The sequence below is a fragment of the Butyricimonas sp. DFI.6.44 genome (assembly GCF_022132345.1).
GTDB classification, from domain to species: domain Bacteria; phylum Bacteroidota; class Bacteroidia; order Bacteroidales; family Marinifilaceae; genus Butyricimonas; species Butyricimonas muris.
Map to the genome: position 1 here is coordinate 55,492 of NZ_JAKNJD010000014.1, position 23,782 is coordinate 79,273.

At 44.7% G+C, this 23,782-nt stretch carries 21 protein-coding genes, 1 tRNA gene and 1 other RNA gene; 12 read left to right on the top strand and 11 right to left on the bottom strand.

Features of this window, described 5'->3' with window-relative positions; translation table 11 throughout:
* Window positions 1-84: 84 nt before the first annotated feature.
* From L0M98_RS18230 to L0M98_RS18240, 3 genes are all read right to left on the bottom strand, one after another.
* Window positions 85-1,245, bottom strand: a complete 1,161-nt coding sequence (locus L0M98_RS18230) for a FecR family protein (protein ID WP_186977263.1) — start codon at window positions 1,243-1,245, stop codon at window positions 85-87.
* Between the two features lie 93 nt (window positions 1,246-1,338).
* Window positions 1,339-1,923: an RNA polymerase sigma-70 factor gene (locus tag L0M98_RS18235; RefSeq protein WP_186977265.1), complete on the bottom strand. Its 585-nt coding sequence runs from the start codon at window positions 1,921-1,923 to the stop codon at window positions 1,339-1,341.
* Window positions 1,924-2,248: 325 nt separating this feature from the next.
* Window positions 2,249-2,575, bottom strand: a complete 327-nt coding sequence (locus L0M98_RS18240; protein ID WP_099289980.1) for an RNA recognition motif domain-containing protein — start codon at window positions 2,573-2,575, stop codon at window positions 2,249-2,251.
* Window positions 2,576-2,831: 256 nt separating this feature from the next.
* On the opposite strand from L0M98_RS18240, the gene L0M98_RS18245 reads away from it, so the two are divergent.
* From L0M98_RS18245 to clpX, 3 genes are all read left to right on the top strand, one after another.
* The gene (locus L0M98_RS18245; RefSeq protein WP_227217213.1) at window positions 2,832-4,133 is read left to right on the top strand and encodes an alpha-L-fucosidase; all 1,302 of its coding nucleotides are present in this window, start codon (window positions 2,832-2,834) and stop codon (window positions 4,131-4,133) included.
* Between the two features lie 72 nt (window positions 4,134-4,205).
* A complete protein-coding gene (gene clpP / locus L0M98_RS18250; protein WP_227217212.1) occupies window positions 4,206-4,883 on the top strand; it encodes an ATP-dependent Clp endopeptidase proteolytic subunit ClpP in 678 nt (225 codons plus the stop codon).
* Window positions 4,883-6,100, top strand: a complete 1,218-nt coding sequence (gene clpX, locus L0M98_RS18255) for an ATP-dependent Clp protease ATP-binding subunit ClpX (RefSeq protein ID WP_099289977.1) — start codon at window positions 4,883-4,885, stop codon at window positions 6,098-6,100. Before clpP ends, clpX begins: the two co-directional genes overlap by 1 nt.
* 45 nt (window positions 6,101-6,145) lie before the next feature.
* On the opposite strand, the gene L0M98_RS18260 is transcribed toward clpX, so the two are convergent.
* The 5 genes from L0M98_RS18260 to L0M98_RS18280 all read right to left on the bottom strand — a co-directional run bounded on the left by L0M98_RS18260 (window position 6,146) and on the right by L0M98_RS18280 (window position 13,369).
* On the bottom strand, window positions 6,146-7,054 hold the full coding sequence (locus L0M98_RS18260) for an ABC transporter ATP-binding protein (protein WP_186977269.1): 909 nt from the start codon (window positions 7,052-7,054) through the stop codon (window positions 6,146-6,148).
* 18 nt (window positions 7,055-7,072) lie between these two features.
* The gene (locus L0M98_RS18265) at window positions 7,073-10,282 is read right to left on the bottom strand and encodes a golvesin C-terminal-like domain-containing protein (protein WP_227217211.1); all 3,210 of its coding nucleotides are present in this window, start codon (window positions 10,280-10,282) and stop codon (window positions 7,073-7,075) included.
* A 373-nt stretch (window positions 10,283-10,655) separates the two neighbouring features.
* Window positions 10,656-11,399: a tRNA threonylcarbamoyladenosine dehydratase gene (locus tag L0M98_RS18270; RefSeq protein WP_227217242.1), complete on the bottom strand. Its 744-nt coding sequence runs from the start codon at window positions 11,397-11,399 to the stop codon at window positions 10,656-10,658.
* Entirely contained in the window at window positions 11,399-12,079 is a 681-nt protein-coding gene (locus L0M98_RS18275) for a TatD family hydrolase (protein WP_227217210.1), read from the bottom strand. Before L0M98_RS18275 ends, L0M98_RS18270 begins: the two co-directional genes overlap by 1 nt.
* Before the next feature lie 3 nt (window positions 12,080-12,082).
* Window positions 12,083-13,369: an L-cysteine desulfidase family protein gene (locus L0M98_RS18280; protein WP_227217209.1), complete on the bottom strand. Its 1,287-nt coding sequence runs from the start codon at window positions 13,367-13,369 to the stop codon at window positions 12,083-12,085.
* A 146-nt stretch (window positions 13,370-13,515) separates the two neighbouring features.
* On the opposite strand from L0M98_RS18280, the gene L0M98_RS18285 reads away from it, so the two are divergent.
* The gene (locus L0M98_RS18285; protein ID WP_227217208.1) at window positions 13,516-14,046 is read left to right on the top strand and encodes an SPOR domain-containing protein; all 531 of its coding nucleotides are present in this window, start codon (window positions 13,516-13,518) and stop codon (window positions 14,044-14,046) included.
* A gap of 49 nt (window positions 14,047-14,095) precedes the next feature.
* On the opposite strand, the gene L0M98_RS18290 is transcribed toward L0M98_RS18285, so the two are convergent.
* On the bottom strand, window positions 14,096-15,082 hold the full coding sequence (locus L0M98_RS18290; protein WP_186977279.1) for a GSCFA domain-containing protein: 987 nt from the start codon (window positions 15,080-15,082) through the stop codon (window positions 14,096-14,098).
* A 99-nt stretch (window positions 15,083-15,181) separates the two neighbouring features.
* On the opposite strand from L0M98_RS18290, the gene L0M98_RS18295 reads away from it, so the two are divergent.
* From L0M98_RS18295 to L0M98_RS18305, 3 genes are all read left to right on the top strand, one after another.
* On the top strand, window positions 15,182-15,736 hold the full coding sequence (locus tag L0M98_RS18295) for a manganese efflux pump MntP (RefSeq protein ID WP_099289969.1): 555 nt from the start codon (window positions 15,182-15,184) through the stop codon (window positions 15,734-15,736).
* Window positions 15,737-15,852: 116 nt separating this feature from the next.
* Window positions 15,853-16,254, top strand: a transfer-messenger RNA (tmRNA) gene (gene ssrA, locus L0M98_RS18300).
* A gap of 119 nt (window positions 16,255-16,373) precedes the next feature.
* Window positions 16,374-16,757, top strand: a complete 384-nt coding sequence (locus L0M98_RS18305; RefSeq protein WP_099289968.1) for an MmcQ/YjbR family DNA-binding protein — start codon at window positions 16,374-16,376, stop codon at window positions 16,755-16,757.
* A gap of 44 nt (window positions 16,758-16,801) precedes the next feature.
* Here the strand turns inward: L0M98_RS18305 and L0M98_RS18310 are convergent, their stop codons facing one another.
* Window positions 16,802-18,277 (bottom strand): catalase, encoded by a 1,476-nt coding sequence (locus tag L0M98_RS18310; protein WP_227217207.1) that lies wholly within the window; start codon window positions 18,275-18,277, stop codon window positions 16,802-16,804.
* Between the two features lie 85 nt (window positions 18,278-18,362).
* Window positions 18,363-18,695, bottom strand: a complete 333-nt coding sequence (locus L0M98_RS18315; protein ID WP_099289966.1) for a diguanylate cyclase — start codon at window positions 18,693-18,695, stop codon at window positions 18,363-18,365.
* A gap of 231 nt (window positions 18,696-18,926) precedes the next feature.
* On the opposite strand from L0M98_RS18315, the gene L0M98_RS18320 reads away from it, so the two are divergent.
* From L0M98_RS18320 to L0M98_RS18340, 5 genes are all read left to right on the top strand, one after another.
* Window positions 18,927-19,000: transfer RNA gene (locus L0M98_RS18320), tRNA-Asn, on the top strand.
* 163 nt (window positions 19,001-19,163) lie between these two features.
* On the top strand, window positions 19,164-20,504 hold the full coding sequence (locus L0M98_RS18325; protein ID WP_227217206.1) for a TolC family protein: 1,341 nt from the start codon (window positions 19,164-19,166) through the stop codon (window positions 20,502-20,504).
* Between the two features lie 18 nt (window positions 20,505-20,522).
* Entirely contained in the window at window positions 20,523-21,680 is a 1,158-nt protein-coding gene (locus L0M98_RS18330; RefSeq protein WP_099289964.1) for an efflux RND transporter periplasmic adaptor subunit, read from the top strand.
* Window positions 21,681-21,694: 14 nt separating this feature from the next.
* Entirely contained in the window at window positions 21,695-22,453 is a 759-nt protein-coding gene (locus L0M98_RS18335) for an ABC transporter ATP-binding protein (RefSeq protein ID WP_186977293.1), read from the top strand.
* A gap of 98 nt (window positions 22,454-22,551) precedes the next feature.
* Complete coding sequence (locus L0M98_RS18340) at window positions 22,552-23,772, top strand: ABC transporter permease (protein WP_099289962.1); 1,221 nt, start codon at window positions 22,552-22,554, stop codon at window positions 23,770-23,772.
* Window positions 23,773-23,782: the final 10 nt, after the last annotated feature.

Genomic DNA, 23,782 nt, shown 5'->3' on the forward strand with positions numbered 1-23,782 from the left:
TTTGTAATTACATTATTATTTATTTAATCCTCACGGGTTAAAGACTGAACGGGAGCCGCAATCTCTCGTTCTTTTTTACCCGTATCAGTTCTCCTTATTTATATCCAAACTTGCCGTCACCACGTTCCCTTTCACGCTAAAACGCACATCCGAAGTCATCTCAAGAAACTTTAACATCTCTTGCAACGGCTGATGTTTATTCACCACACCCGAGAAACGACGTGATTTAATATTCTCATTCATGTAAAACATTTTGAAATCATACCATCGTTCCAATCGTTCGACCAACTCTTCGAAAGTATATGCCTTGAAATAAAATTTTCCATCCCGCCACGAAGTGTAAAGTTCCGGGCTAACCCGCTTCAACACCCCCACTCCCGTTCTCTCGTCAATCTCATATTGTTCGTTTGGTTTCATCAAGACCTTTTCCTGCCCCCGGACAATCATCACTGCCCCCTCGACCAATGTCGTCTGCCATGACTTGTTACCCGGATAAGCACTCACGTTAAAACTTGTACCCAACACCCGAACATCTCCCGATTCCGTATACACGTGAAAAGGCTTGTCTTTATCTTTTTTCACCTCGAAATAGGCCTCTCCCTTCAAATACACCTCCCGGCATTCCCGAGCAAAAGTTTCCGGGAACCTTAAAGAAGATTCGGAATTAATCCACACGACCGTCCCATCAGGCAATTCCATAGAATACTCTCCCCCCTTAGGGACAACCAAAGTATTAAACTTCATACTATCGCCGACGGCAGCACCGACAGTTCGATAATATACCTTCCCGTTTGCCGTGTCATTCACGATCTCAATCCCGTTATTTTCTTGCTTATGAAGAACCTGATGTACATCCAGCACCAAACGTTCCCCCGTTGCCAACTGTAACTCCGCCTGCAATTTTCCCGGCTCTATCCTGTCGGATTGTGCCATCTCGCTCTTCTTTTTTTCATCCCCCGGACGCACAAAATAATAAGTTAAAGAAAAAATAACGACCAACATTGCCGCGTATTTTGAGAGCCGCACTAATCGCAAACGCAGGGAGCGCGGGCGTACCTTTCGCCATCCTTGTTCCACGTCAAAACTCCAGTGTTCCAAGCCACGTATCGCTTGCCTGACCTCGAATTGCTCCCGCAACATTCTCTCCGTTTCCCCATTATCACCACTCACCTCAATATTATCTTCTCCATCTCCCCGCCACAAGGAAATAAGCTGTTCCCATTTATGAATAAAAAAATCGTTCATAACTCTATCTTGTTTCACATACGACAACCATCATTCAAAAAAAGGTGAGTCAAAAACGAACTTTTTTCAGAAAAAAAAACAAAAACTTATTTATCAATTGATTTGTAAAGCGATAAAAAGCAACAAAGGAGAACTTTCTCCACCCACACGAGCACGAATATCCCGGTAAGCCTTCATAATATGCGACTTTACGGTATTAACCGATATACCTAATTCTTCCGCGATCTCTTTGTACTTTTTCCCGTCAAGACAACTCATCGTGAAGACAACCCGACACTGAGAGGGTAAAGTTTGCAAAACCTCCTTGATTTGCTCGATACGTTGTACCTCTTCCTCCGAATAATCGGAACATTGCAAGTTTTCAATAAACTCCGTCAACAATGCCCCGTGTTTCCGCTCCACTATTTTATGCTTCAACACGTTCAACGCACGGAAACGCACGGATGTAAAAAGATAAGATTTCACCGATTCCTGAACTTCCATTTTCGCTCTACTCTTCCAAATATGCATGAAAAGATCCTGTACCACATCCTCCGCTTCAGCTTGTTCTCCTAGAATCATAACAGCATAGTCACACAAGGGAATATAAAACATCCGAAACATTTGTTCAAATGCCCGTTGATCACCACTCTTAATCGCGGCAAAAACTTTCTCTATTACGCCAATCTCGCCATTCATACGGACAAATATAAAGGTTTTTGCAGACAGAATCGCATTAATATATAAAAATACTCCCACATTTGGTGCAGACCTATCGAAAGTCCATTGTATCACGATGGATGCCCCCTACTATAATCCAAGCCCATTCGGTGCTGAGTCACAGCAAAAACGCCCACCAGTGTTCATGCTACGTTCATGCTGTGTTTATGCTATGTTCATGCTATGTAGATAGTCAAGACAAACCATAGCGAAGCCCTAGAGGAGCATCAAAGAAAAGCGGTTATACCTAAAACAAAAAAAGAGGCTTGAAAACCAAGCCTCTCTTCTGTACCATATCGATATATTAATATCTTCTGTTTGAATTATAACCTCCGCGATTACCGCCACCTCTGTTATAACCTCCGCGGTTACCACCGTTTGATCTTTCTTCTCTCGGTTTAGCCACATTAACGTTAATCACTTTACCGTCATATTCAGCACCGTTCAATTCGTCAATCGCTTTCTGTCCGAGAGTATCGTCAGCCAATTCAACGAAACCGAAGCCTCTTGATCTTCCTGACTCTCTGTCCATAATAACTTTAGCAGATACAATCTCTCCGTATTCTGCAAACAATGTGCTTAAATCAGCGTCATCAACGCCATAGCTTAAATTTGAAATGTAAATGTTCATCAAGTACAATTTTAATAATTAATTAATAGTGATTGAGGTGTGCATTGAATAAAAGTCTACTTAACGATACAAATACATGTTAGGAAAGTGATTTAAAACAAAGGAATCAACTCAATTCGGAACAAAGGTATCTCTATTATTCGGATATGCAAGCTTTTTCATGTATTTATTTTAAAATAATTCTATCCTACCCCCGAATATTTGATAATAAACACACATTTACTATTTTCGTGAAAAATTTAATCAAAACCATATCATGAGAAAAATATTCATTATCACGCTTTTATTATTAGGTGGAATATCATCATTCAGCCTCGCGCAAGAGAAGTATACCCCATCGAAAGAAAACTTGGAAAACAGACAATGGTTCCGGGACGCTAAATTCGGTATGTTCATCCACTGGGGAATATACAGCATGCTGGCGGACGGGGAATGGGTGCTTACCAACAAAAACCTAAATGAAGAAGAATACCAAAAACTGGCGGACGGCTTCTACCCTTCCAAATTCAACGCCGACGAATGGGTACGCACTGCCAAAGACGCCGGGATGAAATACATCTGTTTCACGTCACGGCACCATGACGGCTTTTCCATGTTCGACACCAAACAATCGGACTACAACGTGATGAAAGCAACCCCGTTCAAACGGGACGTCATCAAGGAACTCGCCGAAGCCTGCCAAAAGCACGGGCTGAAACTATTCCTGTATTACTCGCATATCGACTGGCACCGTCCCGACTACTACCCGTGGGGACGTACCGGGCGCAACACCGGGCGCACGCCTTCCGGAACATGGGAAGACTACTTGAAATTCATGGATGCCCAACTCACCGAACTGCTCACGAACTACGGTTCTATCGGGGGTATCTGGTTCGACGGCTGGTGGGACAAACCGGACGCAGACTGGCAACTGGAAAGGCAATACGCTTTAGTCCACCGCCTGCAACCGGGGTGCCTCATCGGTAACAATCACCACAAAGCACCCTTCGAGGGCGAAGACTTCCAGATGTTCGAGCGTGACCTTCCCGGGCAAAACAAGGCAGGTTACTCCGCCGATGCCGAAATCAGCACCCTCCCGTTGGAAAGCTGCGAAACCATGAACAACACGTGGGGATACAACATCAATGACCGGAACTTCAAATCGACCAAACAACTTATTCACACGCTGGTCGGTGCCTCCGGCAACAACGCCAACCTTCTCCTGAACGTGGGTCCCCGCCCCGGCGGAGATTTTCCCGAAGGTTCGGTCACGCATTTGAAAGAAATCGGGGAATGGATGAAAACTTACGGCGAAACACTCTACGGCACCCGGGCAGGTATCGTCCCCCATCAACCGTGGGGAGTAACCACGCAAAAAGATAATAAATTGTATGTCCACATTCTCAATCTTGACAAAACCGAACTCCTACTTCCCATCACGGGTAAAAAAGTCAAAAGCATTGCACGTTTCAAAGATAAAATCCCGGTAAAATACAAGAAAACGAAAGAAGGCATCTTGCTCCAACTGGAAGAAATCCCCGCGGACATTGACCACGTGATAGAGATTGTTTGGCGATAAAACCGACGAAGTGTATCTTTTCTCACCCTTTTTTCGTAACTTAGCAGCCGAATAACTAAAAAAACAGGACTTATGTTTTCACAAGACGAATTCAAGAAATATGCCATGAAGCATAAAGGAATCAGTAGCCTGAATCTACATCGTATCGAATCAGCTACTGCCAGCTATATATCCCCGACGATCATCGAGGAGCGCCAATTGAACGTGGCAAGCATGGACGTTTTTTCAAGATTAATGATGGACCGTATTATTTTCCTCGGGGTACCGATTGACGACACCGTGGCAAATATCGTTATGGCGCAATTGTTATTTTTGGAATCAGCCGATCCGACCAAAGACGTGCAGATCTATTTCAACACCCCGGGCGGTAGCGTGTACGACGGACTCGGAATCTATGACACGATGCAATACATCAAATGTGACGTGGCAACCATCTGTACCGGTATGGCCGCATCCATGGGTGCCGTGCTGATGACGGCAGGCACCAAAGGAAAACGTTCCGCGCTGCAACACTCCCGCATCATGATACACCAACCGATGGGCGGTGCCCAAGGTCAGGCATCCGATATCGAGATCACGGCACGGGAAATCATGAAATTGAAAAAAGAACTTTACCAAATCATCGCCGATCATTCCGGTAACCCGCTGAAAAAAGTGGAAAAAGACTCAGACCGCGACTACTGGATGACTGCCGCGGAAGCGAAAGAATACGGAATGATTGACACTGTTTTAACTCGGAATCATAAATAATGCAAGATAAATGTTCGTTTTGCGGAAGATCACGTGACGAAGTGGATCTTCTGATTGCCGGAATGGACGGTTTCATTTGCGAGATGTGTGCCCAACAGGCGTACGACATCGTGCAAGAGGAACAAAGAGGCCATTCCACCCCTTTAGACATGGATCATATCGAGGTCAAGAAACCGATAGAGATCAAACAATTCATGGATCAATATGTGATCGGTCAGGACGAGGCGAAAAAACACCTTGCCGTGGCTGTTTACAACCATTATAAACGATTGACACAAAAGCCCGGTAACGACGACGTGGAGATCGAGAAGTCCAACATCATCATGGTCGGTCGCACGGGAACGGGGAAAACCTTGCTGGCACGCACGATTGCCAAAATGCTGCACGTGCCTTTCACTATCGTGGACGCCACCGTGCTGACGGAAGCGGGATACGTGGGCGAGGACATCGAATCCGTCCTGACACGCTTATTGCAAGCAGCCGACTACGACGTGGACGCGGCAGAAAAAGGTATCGTCTTTATTGACGAGATCGACAAGATCGCCCGCAAAGGCGACAACCCGTCCATCACCCGTGATGTCAGCGGCGAAGGCGTGCAACAAGGTTTGTTGAAACTACTGGAAGGTTCTATCGTGAACGTACCCCCGCAAGGCGGACGCAAACACCCTGACCAGAAGATGATCCCGGTAAACACCAAGAATATCCTCTTCATCTGTGGCGGAGCATTCGACGGTGTCGAGAAAAAGATTGCCCAACGTATGAACACCCAAGTGGTAGGATTCACGGCAAGCAAAGAAACTTTCCTTCTCGACCGTGACAACATGTTGCAATACATCGCCCCGCAAGACTTGAAGTCTTTCGGGTTGATTCCCGAGATCATCGGGCGTCTTCCGGTATTGACTTACTTGGAACCACTGGATCGCCAAGCCCTGCGGAACATCCTCACGGAACCCAAAAACGCGATCATCCGCCAATACATCAAACTATTCGAACTCGACAATATCACGTTAAATTTCAACGAGGATGTCTTCGAATACATTGTTGACAAGGCTATTGAATTTAAACTGGGAGCCCGCGGACTACGTTCCATTTGCGAAGCCATCATGACCGACTTGATGTTCGAGATTCCCTCGCAACACTGCGACTCCATCACGGTCACCAAAGAATACGCCGAGAGCAAACTCGACAAATTTACTGCCCAGAAATTACGGGCGTGATTTTACCCAAAAAAAACGAGATTCGGAATGAATCTCGTTTTTTACTTACAAACGCTTAGCCTGCATATCCATCTTGTCTTTCAACACGAAATCCATATAATAAACGTAAGCGTGTTCCAGATTCGGTTCTATTGACTTCACGTCTGCATATTCTGCAACTTCTTCTGCCACAATTTGGATTCTCAGTCCCCCGTCTTCGGGAACCGTCATGATCACGGGATATTTCCCTTTTATCGCTTCATACTCGTCTTGCATGACGAACAGTTCCCAAACTTTCCCTCTCGCCTGTCCGAGCATCTCCCCCGGGGTACCCATGAACTTTAATTGCCCGTGATTTAACAAAGCAACATTCTTGCAACTACTGGAAATATCCCCCACGATATGTGTCGATAATATAATCGTCGCATCTTTATCACTTATATCCGACAGAATATTCCGGAAACGGATACGCTCTTCCGGGTCGAGTCCGGTTGTAGGTTCATCGACAATGATAATCTTGGGATTCCCGATAATCGCTTGCGCTATGCCTAGCCGACGTTTCATACCCCCGGACAAGCGATTTGCCCAACGGTCACGCTCCTCGTAAAGTCCCACTTTCCTCAACATTTCGTCAACAAGCTCCCCCCGTTTCTTTTTTTCAATACCGGCAAGTCCCGCGCTATAATCTAAAAACTCCCAAGCCCGAAACTTTTGAAAAGTACGAAAATCCTGTGGCAAATACCCCAGCATAGAACGAATCGCTTTCCTGTCTTTCGATAAATCATAATCATCAAAAAATATCGTGCCGGAAGTCGGATTCTGCAATAACGTCATTATGCGCATCAAAGTCGTTTTACCCGCCCCGTTCGGTCCCAGCAAACCAAACATACCGGATTCTATTTCTAAATTCAAATCACGTAAAGCCTCTTTACCACCGGCATATATTTTCCCAAGATGTTCAATTCTTATTTTCATAGTTATATAGTATTAGTATTATTTTACTTTAACCCACTTCACGGCATCTGCCACGATAGATTGATTGGGATCCGCTCCCTGTCCTGACAAGTTAATCTTTGCCATACCTGCATTAAATTGATATACCCCCATCGAAACCCATCCATTCGCCTCTTCCAACGGTAATAATTCTATCGTTTCCTCCCCTTCGGCATGAGCAAACCGATACGTTTGCACCCGGGAAGCCGTTAGCCATCCACTTTTTACAAGACCGGCATCCACACTATTATCATTATAAACAAACAATTCATACTTCCCGGACTCGGGTAAATCCACTTCCCACTCAACCGCAGAAACACCATCCCCCGATCTTTTCATTAAATAACTTTTTACCAGTTCCCCGTACGAGTTCTCCATAGCCAATTCATGCCAACGAGTACCATTATAACTATCGTCTCTCTTGTTATACACTTTATCAAGAACACGCCTGTCCTCGATAACCCGGCAACCCGGATCTGCATTATCCACGATGTACACTCCCGCCTCCGGGGCAAAAGCAAGAGTATCCGCATCAAAAATGCCTTCTATTGGCTTACTTAGCCTATTCGTTTGAGGGAAATTATCAAAATGAAGTAACGAAGGATTGTTCATCGCGAAGTTCGTACTTATCCTAACCCCTTCACTCACCCCAAATTCATTATAATATTTAATCTCTTTGCAAGCATTTGCCGGAATAAAATAATCTCGTGATTTTCCCCTGTAACTACTTATCGAAACTATTCCATTCAGATTCCCCTTATTCCATACTTTAATACTAAACACATGACCTTCTTCACCTTTTGATGTTTCCACCGCGTCTAACCGCGCATCTCTAAAATAAAAAGCGGGTAAACCTCTCTCGCTATACAATTGCCGGGTCAAATCAAGAAAATCTATCCCGAACTCCTCCTCTACAGCCTCGCAATACTTCTCGTAACTGAAACATTGGAAGGCGTGATTTTCCATGAAGCCGGAATTGAAACGATCAAATTCCTCGTAAGGAACAGAACACAAAAGATTTTTAAAGAAGTTATAGCCTTTAAGGTGTATTGCAAAATCTAATTTTATATCACGATTCGGATTTTGCAATGCTTCTTCAAGATTGTGAGCCTTGAAATATCTAATTGCAAATTCACCACTATAGCTATTAAAATTATCTCCAACCCCCTCCTGCATCATATGAAACAAAAGATCGATTCCCGCGAACTCGGGAGAAAATACATTATAATGGTCTTTTTGTAACAAGGAAGAAATGTCATTTGCATTTTTCACCTGATTATTTGGAGTACGTCTCGCGAATCGACCTAAAAACATATCGCCCGCCGGCATATCAATTAAATCATTCACTAAAAAACCTCTGTACATCCACAAAAACTCGTGAGACGGGTCAAAATTCTCTCTCTCGTCATACATGGGTTTAAATGGCAACCGGAATAAAGGCTCCCTTTCCGGACGGTACACGATTCCCGAATGTACATATTCGCTACTACCCTTCCAATCCCTGCTATACGCACAAAAATGAACAGGAGTTTCAACAAGATTCAATTTATCATATACATACGCACTATTCCGGTCAAACATAAGTGCTAAATTCCACTGATCAAAAATTATCTCCATGTCTAACTCCTTGAAAAGAAGATACTCGTGTCCCGGCAACAGAAAGACTTCGTAGAACACATCTCCATTCTGAATCCCCTTTCGCACATAATCACCGATACAAAGAGTCAACCCGGACACCCCGAATTTACCGGTAAAACAAATATTATCACCTTCCCTGCTCTCTTCTCCCGGGGCTACCGGTACTCGTTTATCCTCTCCACTCACGGTCAACTTGAAACGAGTAAATTCCCGCTCCGTGAAGTAAGGTGCATTCACGTTCACCGTGGGTTTACTCGTCGGGTACCATAAACATTCCGGGGTCAACAACGTGTAATCCGGGCGGAGATAATAATAATCACGTCCCATGTTATACATGTAGTAACCACGTGAACGTGCCGCAAGAGAATCGATATTCACAACCTCCGCGTAACAGACGGCTGGAGAAATACCACCCCGGTAATCCACCCCGATTTCTTTCGTTTCACCCGGCTGCATCGACATCGCGAGAACAATCACTTGCCTCTCCCGCCGATAAGATAAATTCTCTTTACCCGAAGCGAGTTTCAACACCTCCAGCCCCGGATTCAAGTACAACACGACAGAGTCTATTTTCCGCTCGTACGGGTTATACACTTTCAATTTACTGGAGGCAAGGTAAGCATATCCCTCTTGTTTGAAATTTATATCATGCTCCAAGACATTAACCTTGGGTAAATTCTGGTATTTCACGAATACATCCCGAACAACCTCACGTTCTTTATCCCTTTGAACATATTTACCCACATAAAAGCCCGAAACAACGAACCCCACCACAAGTAATAATATTCCGAACTTCCCGGTAGCGAAATTAGCCTTGGCACTATTGGATATTCGACAGATAAAAGTTATTCCCAGAATAATTAACCCGCATCCCCAAGCGAGAAACGAGAACCGCTGCAACAGAAAACTACTCGAATCGGCAAATCCCGTGACATCCGAGAAAGCATTGGGCATCCCCAAGGCTAAAATATCGAAAGCACCGTAAAGCACTCCTTTACCGAAAAATACGCCAAAATAAAGAAAAGCAAGCAACAGGACGCAAGCCAGTGCAAAATTACGCGCTATTCCTTTCACGCATATCGTGAATCCCGTGATAAAAAATAAAATCGGACAAGTTATGGTTAAAAAGTAAAATACATAAGGAGAAAAAACAAAAGGAGAATCACTTGCCAATAAATGAATAGACAAGGCGATGATCCCCAACAAAATATCCAGACACAAAATAACAAGTATAAAACCCAACGTTTTCCCGAGCAATAACTCCATGTTAGAAAACGGTCGTGCCGAAACAGATGAATTAGCATCCACGTATTTGTCTTCCCGCAGAAAATTACCCGCCCAGAAAATAGCGATAATGATTTGCAGGATATTTACCAGATAAACATTGGCAAAAGGAATCGCGGAAGGCAAGGATATCGCTATCCATTCCGGTTCTTTGATACTACTTTGCGTGATAACGTGAAGAAAGGCCACAATCAATACACTCAATACCGTGACAACCTTGAAACTCCATTCCCTCGTGATGGCCTTCGCCTCGTAACGAGCGATCAAGCCAATAGTTCGATAGTTCATAGTTAAAATTTTTAGTAACACATTTTAAAAACGCACGCCTCCCATAAAATCGTTCTTGAAAAATAGATTGCAGTCTATTATCATCATTTAAAGTCAGCATTCATCCCTTACAAACGTATACATTAATTACATCAATTACAAGTAAATTGTTATTTTTATTAATTTTGATTATTTCATCGCCATTCACAGACACACCTCTATGCGGCTTAATACCCAAGACCCACTATAATAATACCGAAGTCCTAGGGTAATCATACCCTTCCTCCGTTCTTGCTCCGGTTATCCTGTGGAGATCCTATAATCTCACATATAGAAAGCACGCACTAAAAGCACATAAACACCGTCACCGGGGAATGATTTCCATAGGACTTCCCTAGTTCTTCTTTAGGTCTTCACTAGAAACAGGTTCCGCCAGATCACGGATAACTACCGAAGCACAAAAACACCCGAACACGGGCGGCATGTAAGAAATCGTTCCCACGTTCGATTTCTTATTCTCACTCTCGCTCAACACAATAGCTTCCGGAGCGACTTCCTCGGGCGAGAACACGACCTTCACTCCCTTGTAGACACCCAGCTTATGAAGCCTTTTGCGAAGCATACGGGCAAGATTACAATTATAAGATTTGGAAATATCGGCAATACATACCTGTGTCGGGTCCATTTTTCCCCCGGCACCCATGGAACTCACGATACGATATCCCTTTTGCAGACTATGGTAAATCAGGAAAATCTTGGGAGCTAACGTGTCTATCGCATCTACCACGTAATCATACTTCGCCATCTCCAATATCTCGATCATTCGCTCGTCTTTGATAAAATCATTGATCACGTGAAGCCGGATATCCGGATTGATATCCCGGAATCGGGCAGCCATGATTTCCGCTTTCGCCTTCCCGATATTACTGTCCAATGCCGGCAACTGCCGATTTTTATTCGTCACGTCTACACGATCACCGTCAATAATCGTCAACTCGCCTATCCCTGCCCGACACAATTGCTCGGCAGCATACGCCCCTACACCACCCAACCCGACAACCAACACGTGTGCGTTTTTCAACTGTCCCAACCGCTCCTGCCCCAAGAGCAATTCCGTTCTACTCAGCCAATCCATAATTATATCGCAAAAACATTCTTTAAATTTTCCCTCGTCACCCTCTTCAATTCCTCCGCGGTAAGTCCCAGTATACCGGATGCCGCGCTGTAAATAACATCAATCCCCACCGTCTTGTCATCATTCTCCAAAAACAACCTGTTCAAAGGAACATGTCGTAGCAAATGAAAAGCGTTGGAGCGGTCATTTAAAAGTGCCGTCCCCGCGGAAATATAAAACCCGTGTTCCAACAATTGTCGCAATATCTGTTCGTTATTATTATACCCGTGAATAATCCACGGGATTGAAGATTTCATCTTTTTCCGAATAGCTATCAACTCGGAATACGCCTTTACACAATGAATAATCAGAGGTTTCCGAAACTTTTCGCCCAATTCAACCTGTCTTTCCAACACCCGTTCCTGTTCCTCTATACAAACCGGAGAGCGACGGTCCAAACCGCACTCTCCGATCGCGATAACTCTCCCCGTGCAAAGCATGTCATTTACACACGTCAAAGCATCCTCTCCAATTTCCCCAAGCCTCATCGGATGAACACCTACCGAGTAAAAAACTTCCTGCCCCTCTTCTATCACCCGTCTTTTCTCGTCTTCAATCCACGCTTTTCCCTCTCCAATATCCAAGACATTGATTCCTTCACCGACATGATGCGTGTGTATATTCACGTACGGGTTCAAATTCAAAAACTATTTTGTTTCCTTGTTGCACATGATGTTCAGGATCGTCTTATCCGTCTCCTCCATTCCCTTGGTTCCAATCAATCCCACGTTACGAATGGTTCGCTCGATATCCTCTTCCACTATCCCGTCATTATTTGTTTTTATACCGTTCATGGATAACAGAGCCGCCTGTACGGCAGCAGACACCCCGGAATAAACTTTCAAGGCACATCCCTGTTTAGCTCCGTCACACATCATTCCGGTCAAGTTGGAACACATCGTTTTGATCGTGTTGACCATATTCTCGTAAGTACCGCCCATCAAGTAAGTGATAGCCGAAGCTGCTCCCGTACCGGCAATCAAAATCCCGCAAAGAGCAGAAAGATGTCCCATGTAATGGTGGATATGCACCGCGATCAGGTTACTCAATGCCAAGGCGCGAGCCAACTGCTCGCGTGAAGCCCCGAATTTTTCGGCAGCCACCACCACGGGCAAATACACCGTGATCCCCTGATTACCGCTACCGGAATTTGTCATTACCGGTTTCGGGCATCCGTCCATACGGGCATCCGACGCTGCCGTCGCGCGAATCAATGTGCGGTTCAACAAATCGTCCTCCAATAATCCCTTGTCTATATTCTCTTTCAGCGTCTTGCCAATTTGCAAACCGTACTCGGATTGTAACCCCTCGGCAGAAATGGCCTTGTTCATCTCGGCTCCTTGCAAAACAAACTCGATATCTTTCACGTCTACCTCGTGCACGAAATCCCAAATACGTTTCACGCTTAACTCCGGTCCCTTATCTTCTTTCTTTGTCGTATCTAACTTAAATTCTCTCTTGAAAAGTTCCTCGCCGTTCTTTTCCACTAGGATGATATTCGTGTGCGTGTGAGCGATAATCACTTTCACCTTATCATTTCCCTTGGATGCCAATGCCTCGGCGTACAATTTATCCGGGGCATCCATTTTCAGAGAAACCGTAACATGACTTAACAAATCCTTGGCACGTTGCAGGTTATCCCCCACGTTCACGTCCTTCAATACTTCCAGACCGTACTCGGACTTCCCACAAACCGCTCCCAAAGCAGCGGCGATAGGAAGACCTACCATTCCGGTTCCGGGAATCCCGACACCCATGCCGTTTTTATAAATATTGCCACTAACCAGTACATCCAAATGCTCGGGCACGCCTCCCAATACCTCTTTACATTTTGCACAAGCCAGAGCACAGGCTACTGGCTCGGTACACCCCAAGGCCGGAACGGCCTCTCTTCTCAATATTTCAATGATTTGTTGATCTGTTACTTGATTCATCTTTTCCTATTTTATTCATGTAGAATGTTTCATATTCACGGCTACAAAAATAGTGTTATTTATCTATTTTTCTACCACAAAAAGACAATTTATACTATCTTTGTCGATTGAAGTCGAATTAGTTGTATCACGATAGACATTTATTCATGAAATCAATACTTGTTATTTTAATATTATTCATTACCCATCAAACTTGGGCACAGACAGACACTATACCCGCAGTGAAACCGGATGTAGACTTTTTCAAACAACTCTCTCAAGCAGACTCTATCACGGGCGGGAAAGTTACGCTCCACGGGGACCCGAAAATCGAACAGCTAATGAAACTGAATCTTTCTGTCAACAGGAAGGAACAGGCTTTCCAAGGCTATCGTATCCAAATATTATCTGCCAGTTCTTATAATACCAACATCGACACGTTGAAAAGTTACACGCAACGATTCGAGGAAGAATTTCCGGATATTCGTGCCTATCTGCAATACACGGATCCCGACTTTAAAATCCGTGTCGGCAACTTCCGTACCCGCATCGAGACTATCCCCGCGTTAAAACGTATTCGTAAGAAATATGCCGGGGCTTATCCCGTGAAGACCGTGATCTATTTGAAAGAACTCGATCCCGTGGTGGAACAAGACACGATTCCGCTGACACCGCGAGAACTAATGCCCTCTCTCTAAATCACAGCTACCATCCACGTACCCAAGTGCCATGAAACACGGATAATCATCACTTGCTTACCGAATCTTTCAACTTTCTTTCTTCTTCACTAAAATCAATTGACGGGAAAGAACGGGAAATCGCTACAATTTCCGTTAGTAAATTCTTTACCAAACGCTGATAATCATTTGACGCCGGATCAAAAGGTCGATGAGCTACCGCCTTGTTTATCCTTCCAATCCGGTTCATCAGTCCCAACACCTCCGGACTGATAAAGCTATACAGGAATCTCTCCCAAGTATAGTCAATCGTGAGGCTGGACATATGCAACATATCATCCGCGTAGAATCGGTAGTCCCTCAACTCGTCCAGCACGATCTCGTAAGCCGGGAAATAATACACGTTATTCAGCTTTTCCCGCAATTGGTCGATTGCCAACAATAAGGTTGCTTTACTCAACTGGTTTCCATGCGCCCCATCTTTCCAGTGCCGAATAGGACTCACGGTAAACAATACCCGCATTCCGGGATTCACCTTCTGCAAACTCCCGATCAATTCCGTGTACTCTTTCACGATCTCTTCCACGTTCAACCGATAACGCTCGAAATCCTGCGAGGGGATCTTGTGACAATTCGATACGACCACGTCTTTTCCCGTGTGTCGGTATACCCATGCCGTTCCCCACGTGATCACCAGTAAATCCACGGAGCGAATCTCTTCAGTGGCACGAGCCAACCGACGGTTAATCTTATCCAGACACTCCTCTTGATCTGTCGAAGAAAAAGCCCCGTGGTGGAACAAACTCACCCACTTATCCCCGACCTGCATCAAATCTTCCTTCCCGAATTTCTTCCCCTCCACGATCAAACGGAGCACATTAGCTACCGATCGCGGATTATAAACAATCCCGCAAGGATTCACATCAACATCAAATTTGTAATATGAAAACTTACCTCCCATATTCTCCGCGAAACACGATCCCAACATCATCAATTTGGAACTGTAATCTATCATAAAATCGGGTGCCGTAATATTAACCTTCGTCTGCAAATTCATATCTATTCTTATTATAAATAAACTCTCCTTATCTACAAAGTTACATTTTTTGCGCTTAATTTCGCCATCATTTTTATACTTTTGTCAAAAATTTCATGCATGGGTATTATCTCCGTATTAATGATCGCCTTAGGGTTGGCAATGGATAGCCTCGCTGTAAGTATCAGCGGGGGGATTGTCATGCAACCGTTCCGCATGAATCAATCATTACGCCTTGCCTTCACCATGGGAATATTTCAAGGAGGCATGACCTTACTCGGTTGGTTGCTCGGGGTTAGCTTCAGCTCGTACATCACCTCTTTCGACCATTGGATTGCCTTTGTATTGCTTGGTTTTCTGGGAGGCAAAATGATTTACGAATCATTCGAGGAAGAGGAAACAACCATCTCGTCTTTTTCCAACAAAACTCTTATCACCCTTGGCATTGCCACCAGCATTGACGCGCTAGCTGTCGGCGTCAGTATGGCATTCCTGAAAACAAGTATTTATTTCCCCGCTTTCATAATCGCCCTTGTCACCTTCACCCTTTCTTTGCTTGGGGTTATCTGCGGATATCGTTTCGGCAAGATCAAAGGCATCAACGTCGAACTTCTCGGTGGCATCATCCTCATCGCCATCGGTATCAAAATCCTCGTGGAACACTTGATGGAGTAAGGAATTTATGATTCATGATTTACGATTTATGATTTAGTGATCGTCGGAAAGAAATAATTTTCAATTTTCAACTTTCAATTTTCAATTATTTCGTATCTTTGTACCTGCATACCGAAGGGGCAGACGTGGATTTGACAGCATGATGAATAGGTATGTAAGCATGTCGGGCGTAGTGAAGCCGGCCCGTTAATCCCGGACGCAAAATTTTAATTGGCGAAAGAAATTACGCTCTTGCTGCCTAATCGAATCACAGTAGATTGAGGCTTAATCTCCGCTCAAGGTAGTGGAGACAGGACATCCCGCTGGCGGTCCCACCTTGTGCCAACCAGCATCCGGGGTGCAGGCAATACGAGGTTAGTCAACGTCTTGCTTCGCAACGCTGATGAAACTTTAGAAGCTAAGGTATAGTTTGGGTGCTTTTTTCCGGGCTATATTCGAAAACCAACAAAAAGCTAAGCATGTAGAAAGCATATTGATTCCGTGTTTGGACCGGGGTTCGATTCCCCGCTGCTCCACCCCTTCAAGAAAAACGACCTACAAATGGTCGTTTTTTCGTTTACTATGATTACATTTGTTTTCCAAAACATTCATGTATGGAAATAACTAATAATCTTTGTTCCCGAGCAACACGACAAATATGAATATTGAAGAATTTAGAGAATTGTGTCTTTCTTTCCCACACACGACGGAAGAATTTCCGTTTGACGAAACGACGTTGGTATTCAAGGTGTTCAATAAAATGTTCACGTACGCGGATATCATGCCCTTCGAAACAATCGCCTTGAAATGTGATCCGGACCGGGCTATCGAACTACGGGAAAAATACCCGGAAATCACCCCCGCTTATCACTCCAACAAAAAACATTGGAACGGTGTCTACATGCACGGTAGTCTTTCCGACAAGTTTATCGAGGAACTCGTCGAACATTCTTACAGGGAAGTAATAAAGAAACTACCCAAAAGTTTCGTGCAGAAGAACTTTCCGGAATTCTCTTTGACAGAGTCCAATAGAAAGAGTTAGCGAGAGTGACTTTTAGGTCACCCTCGTACAGAATAAATCAATTATTATTCTTGCTGTTGGCGTTTCACCTCGGCAAGTACATCGTTCATATTTAATCCCGCGGCTTCGGCAATACCTTTACCGCAACGTTCATCTGCTTGATAAAAGCGAGCAGCTACCCGGACTTTAATATTCACGGGAACACCCTCCATAGCTGTAGCCACGTTCGTGTGTATCCGTTTCTTTTCATCCTCGGGTACCAAGCGATACAAATCTCCCGGTTGGGTGTAGTAATCTTTATCTTGCTTGTAATGCTCCCCCTTACCCTCAATATCAAAAGCCGGTTGATTGTATTTATTATCATCCACGGGACCACCAAAGCTATTCGGTTCGTAATTCACGTCCCCACCGTTATTACCATCAACCCGCATATGCCCGTCACGATGATAATTATGCACGGGACAACGAGGTGTATTTACCGGAATCGAATCAGCATTGACACCCAAACGGTAACGATGAGCATCCCCGTACGCGAACAAACGCCCCTGTAACATTTTATCCGGCGAAAACGATATTCCCGGAACAACATTAGCCGGGTTGAAAGCCGACTGCTCCACGTCTGCGAAATAATTCTCCGGATTACGATTCAACTCGATAATTCCGACCTCAATCAACGGGTAATCTTTATGACTCCACACCTTAGTTAAATCAAAAGGATTGAAACGATAGGTTTTAGCATCTTCCTCCGGCATAATCTGAACGCACATTTTCCATTTCGGGAAATTTCCTTTCTCGATATTCTCGAACAAATCCCGCTGCGAATGTTCCCGGTCTTTTGCCACGATTTGCTCTGCCTCCTCGTTCGTGAAATTGGCGATACCTTGCATGCAACGCAAATGGAATTTCACCCAATGACGTTCATTCTTGGCATTATAGAAACTAAATGTATGACTACCGAATCCATGCATATGCCGCAGATCTTGGGGAATACCCCGGTCGCTCATCAAAATCATCACTTGATGCAACGATTCCGGCGAAAGACTCCAGAAATCCCACATGGCAGTGTTACTCCTCAAGTTCGTCTTCGGATCACGCTTTTGCGTGTGAATAAAGTCTGGGAATTTCAAAGGATCACGAATAAAGAAAACAGGCGTGTTATTGCCCACCAAATCCCAGTTGCCCTCGTCCGTGTAAAACTTCATGGCAAAACCCCGTACATCCCGTTCGGTATCCGCGGCTCCTCTCTCTCCCGCTACCGTGGAAAAACGCATAAAAACGTCGGTCTTTTTACCTACTTGGGCAAAAATGCTCGCTTTCGTGTATCGAGTGATATCATTTGTTACCGTGAAAGTTCCGAAAGCCCCGCTTCCTTTAGCATGCACGATTCGTTCCGGAATACGTTCCCGGTTAAAATGCGCCAGTTTTTCCAGCAACCACACGTTTTGCAGCAATGCCGGACCGTGAGGACCAGCCGTTTGAATATTTTGGTTATCACCGACCGGCGCTCCGGCTTCCGTCGTAAGTTTTTTCTTTTGTTCCATAGTTCTATAGGTATTATCGTTATTTATAGTTATAAAGTGTATACCTATAAAACCATTAAAATGTTTTACAAATCGAAGATAAATATTATTCCGTCTTCGGTTTCCGGATATAGTGCGGCATTTCAAACGGTATCTCCAAAGAGAATTCCACCAATCCCATGAACTCCCCGTTCTCGTACCACGGTGTCTGATAAATCAATTTCTTCACCCCACCCTTCTCTATCGTGTACGCATTCGTGGCGTGTTGTTCCATCAACTCGCCCAACTTCGTCCGGGCAGGTTCCGGATGACAATCAAACACGTTTTGCCCCACCAGATTACCGTGGTTTGTTTTCTGGGATTTCTCATTCATCTGAAGTATCTTACCTTCTTTATCGCATACCGTGATCGCCACGTTCAATTCTTTCATGTAATCCATAACTGTTATATTTTTGATTGATTCCGCAAATCTACAACTTTTCGCAGCTTTACACGCTTAAAAGCGCAAGTATTCTTAGTTTGAAAGTTTTTTTTCTAAAGCTATTTTATTGATTATAACGGATATCGTTATACAGGCTGCATTTTATTTACATTTTGGGCATATTTTTTTGCCGAAATATTTTGCAAATTCCCCGGAAGGCTCTATATTTGCACCATGATTTGAGAAAATTCCTTAGTAGCTCAGTTGGTTAGAGCGGCGGACTGTTAATCCGTAGGTCGTAGGTTCAAGTCCTACCTGAGGAGCAAGCAAAGCCCACAACAACATTGTGGGCTTTTTTCTTTACGTGCAATTCCATTCGTCGATAAAATATCCCTTTTTGTCGAGTCGCTTTCCCCGAACATCTAAATGATTTGTAAGCCTTTGTCGGATGCTTTATGTTTGTATCAAACAAAATGAACAAAGGCTATGAACAAAATAAGACATACTTACATTGCAACCATCCTTTTTATAATCATTCCGTCCTTAGTGGGTTTTTCTCAAGAAGAAAAGCCCACTTCTTCATGGACTCTCAAGGATTGTATTGATTATGCCCGGAAAAATAACATCCAAGTACAATCGGCACGGGTAAGCCAAAAAAGCAGTAACGTGGATTTATTGGAAGCCAAAGCCCAACTCTTCCCCTCTCTCACGTTCAGCAGCTCTCAAGGCTGGGGACACCAGAAGATAGAACAAAGCGACGGTAAATTCAAATCACAAAGCGCGTACACGGGCAGTTACACGCTAAACAGCGGGTTGACTCTGTACAACGGGGGAAAATTAACCCGTTCCATACGCAAGCAGGAAATGACAAATGAAGCTCAAGAATATCAAGTAAATATGGCGGAAAATGATATCGAGATTGCCGTTACCGAGGCTTATTTGCAAATACTTTACGCGAACGAATCATTAAAGACAAACCGTCAGAATCTGGAAACCTCGGAAGCACAACTAGCCCGCTCCAAAGAATTACTGGATGCCGGTTCCATAGCCATCAGCGACTTTGCGCAGATTGAAGCACAAAACAGTAACGATAAATATAGCGTGACCATGGCAGAGAACACGCTTGCTCTAAATAAATTACAACTGAAACAAATCCTCGAACTGGAACCGAATGACAGCTTCGATATATACTTCCCGGAACTGGACAGCACACAAGTCCTCAGCCTTGTCCCTTCATTGAGCGAGGTCTATCGGGTTGCCCTTGAAACAATGCCTGAGATGAAAAACAGTCAATTGAACGTGGAAGCCTCCCAATTGAATGAAAAAATAGCAGCCGGCGATCGTTTACCGAGTGTTACTTTCAGCGCGTCTGTTTCCACGAACCATGATTCCGAATCGAATCATTCTTTTTCAAAACAAATAAATAACCGATTGAACGAGAATTTGGGGATTAACGTAAGTATCCCCATTTCTCGAAACCGCCAAACGAAATCGGCAGTGGAAAAAGCAAAGCTACAAACCGAAACGGCTCAACTGGAGGAACTGAATACCCGCAAAGAACTATGGAAAACGATAGAAACACTGCACCAGAACGTGACAGCTTCGCAAAGCCGTTATCTCGCGGCAACGAACAGTGTCAAGTCCGCCACGATGAGCTACAACCTCGTGCAGGAACAGTTTAACGAAGGCATGAAGAACACGGTAGAGTTACTCACGGAAAAGAACAACTATCTTTCCGCCCTGCAAGAACAGATTCAAGCGAAATTCGAAGCTATTCTTTCGCTCAAACTGTTGAACTTCTACCGGAATCAACCCATCGAATTATAGTATAAAATATTAACAATAATCAGAATGAAAAAGATTGTAACCATAATCATTGTCCTTGCAGTCATTGTAGGAGCCTTTTTCTTCTTCCGCTCGGGAGATAAAAAAGCCGTAACGTACGAAACCGTCGAATTGAAAAGAGGAGCTATCAATAATACAGTCACCGCCACGGGAACTATTGAACCTATTACCAAAGTAGACGTGGGTACACAAGTTTCCGGAACAATTTCACGCATTTACGCGGATTATAATTCAGTAGTAAAGAAAGGGCAACTGCTAGCCGAACTTGACAGAAAATTGCTGGAGGCAGAATTAAAATCCGAGATGGCGAACTTGAAGTCTAGCAAAAACTCGTATGAATACCAGCAAAAGAATTACAAACGCCTTAAGCAATTGCACGAGAAGAGATTAATCAGTGACACGGAATTCGAGGAAGCCGAATATCAATACGAGAATGCAAAACAGACTTACGAGAAAGCGCAAGCTACCTTGGTTAAAGCCCAATCGAATCTCGAATACGCTACAATTTATTCTCCCATTGACGGGGTGGTACTATCGAGAGAAGTAGAAGAAGGACAAACCGTTGCCGCCAGCTTCGAAACGCCGACCATGTTCACGATTGCCAACGACTTGCGCAAGATGCAGGTAATCGCCAACGTGGACGAGGCCGACATCGGTCAAGTAATAGAAGGACAACGCGTAACATTTACCGTGGACGCATTCCCGGAAGATACGTTCGAGGGCGATGTGACACAAGTACGCCTGAACCCGACGACCGAGTCAAACGTGGTTACTTACGAAGTTGTCATCGATGCACCGAACCCGGACTTGAAACTGAAACCGGGATTAACGGCAAACATTACCGTGTACACGATGGAAAAAGACAATATTTTGCTTGCCCCGCTGAAAGCATTCCGCTTCACGCCGGAAGCCATGCAAGCACCGGAAGCCGGAAGAGGAGAAAAAACGGTATGGATACTGACAGCAGAAGGCATTGTCCCGAAAGTCATTAAAACGGGGGTAAGCGACGGTATTTACATGGAGGTAAAAGAAGGAATACAGGAAGGAGCTCGCATGGTAGTCGGAATACAACGCGCACGTGCAGCCTCGGCATCCGGCGATAACGGCGGAGAATCCAACCCGTTCATGCCGCCCCGTCCCGGACAAAAAAGAAAATAAGTAAAACAAAAGACATGACAAACGATATCATAAAAATAGAGAACCTGAGGAGGGATTTTACGGTCGGTTCAGAAGTTGTACACGCCTTACGCGGTGTATCATTCTCCATCCAACCGGGGGAATTCGTAACGATAATGGGTACCAGTGGCTCCGGGAAATCCACTCTGCTCAATATCCTCGGATGCCTTGATACCCCTACCTCGGGTGACTATTACCTTGACGGGATCGCCGTCAGGGACATGGGGAAAAATGATCGTGCCACATTACGCAATCGCAAGATAGGTTTCGTGTTCCAATCTTACAACTTACTCCCGAAAACGACAGCCTTGGAAAACGTGGAACTCCCGTTGCTCTACAATCCGACCTTTTCTGCCAAAGAGCGCAAGGAAAAAGCCATGCAAGCACTGGCAGAAGTAAGTTTGAGCGACCGGGTAAACCATCGTTCCAACCAGATGTCCGGGGGGCAACAGCAGCGTGTTGCCATCGCGCGGGCAATCGTGAACGATCCGGTGATCCTGCTTGCAGACGAAGCGACCGGAAATCTCGACACGAGAACCTCTTTCGAGATCCTCACGCTTTTCCAACGGTTACATTCGGAAGGACGAACCATTATATTCGTTACCCATAACCCGGAAATAGCACAATTCAGTAGCCGGAACATCGTGTTGCGGGACGGACATATCACGGAAGACACCATCAACCCGAATGTCGCTTCTGCCAAGGAAGCACTGGCAGCGCTACCGAAAGAGAACGACGAAACAATTGAAAACTAACTAATTTAAGATTTATGAATCACGATTTACGATTAATAAAAACATTGGTCATCTAATCTAAAATCATAAATCTCAAATCTTAAATCATAAATGGATACATGAATTACGGAAATTTAATACGAATCGCATTACGAGCCCTTGCTAATAACAAGTTCAGGGGATTCCTTACCATGTTGGGAATCATCATCGGGGTAGCATCCGTGATCTCCATGTTGGCTATCGGTCAAGGCTCAAAACGTAGTATTCGTGAACAAATATCGGAAATGGGTTCCAACATGATCATGGTACATCCCGGTAACGGTCGCTTCGGGGGTGTACGTCAAAGCGCCAGCAGTATGCAGACGCTAAAAATGGAAGATTATGAAGCCATTGTACGGGAAGTTGAGTTAATTGATAAATGTACCCCTTCCGTGAACTCCAGCGGTCAAGTTATCTACGGAGCCAACAACGCCCCGACCTCAATCTACGGGGTAAACCAAGATTATCTCGACATTCGGAAATTCAGTGTCGGAGAGGGTGAAATGTTCACGGATCATGACATCAAAACATCTGCCAAAGTTTGCATCGTGGGGCAAACCGTCGTCGACAACCTTTTCACCAAGGGCGAAGAACCGCTCGGCAAAACCATTCGGTTCAACAAAACCCCATTCCGTATTATCGGCGTATTGGCACCCAAGGGATACAATTCCATGGGACAAGATCAGGACGATATGATTATCGCTCCTTATACCACTATACAGAAACGATTACTGGCTATCACTTATATTCAAGGAATATATGCATCCGCAGTCACGGAAGAAGACTCGCAAGAGGCAATAGAAGAAATATCCGCTATCCTGCGGCAGAATCACAAGATTGCCGCGGGAGCCGAAGATGACTTCAACGTGCGCTCGCAAGAGGAACTAAGTTCCATGATGAGTACCACGACCGATCTTATGACCGTGCTATTGGCTTGTATCGCGGGAATATCCCTGCTGGTCGGTGGTATCGGTATCATGAACATCATGTACGTTTCCGTCACGGAACGAACCCGGGAGATCGGACTCCGTATGTCCATCGGGGCAAAGGGACGCCATATCCTGTTTCAGTTCCTTATCGAGGCTGTGATTATCAGTATCACGGGCGGACTCATCGGGGTTGTTCTCGGCATAGGCTCTTCTTTAGTTATTAAATACGTGATCGGGTGGCCTGTATACATCCAATTATATTCGGTAGTACTCTCCTTTCTGGTTTGTACCGTTACCGGTATATTCTTCGGGTGGTATCCGGCACAAAAGGCATCCCGCCTCAACCCGATTGACGCCATACGGTACGAATAAAGTTGTTTTA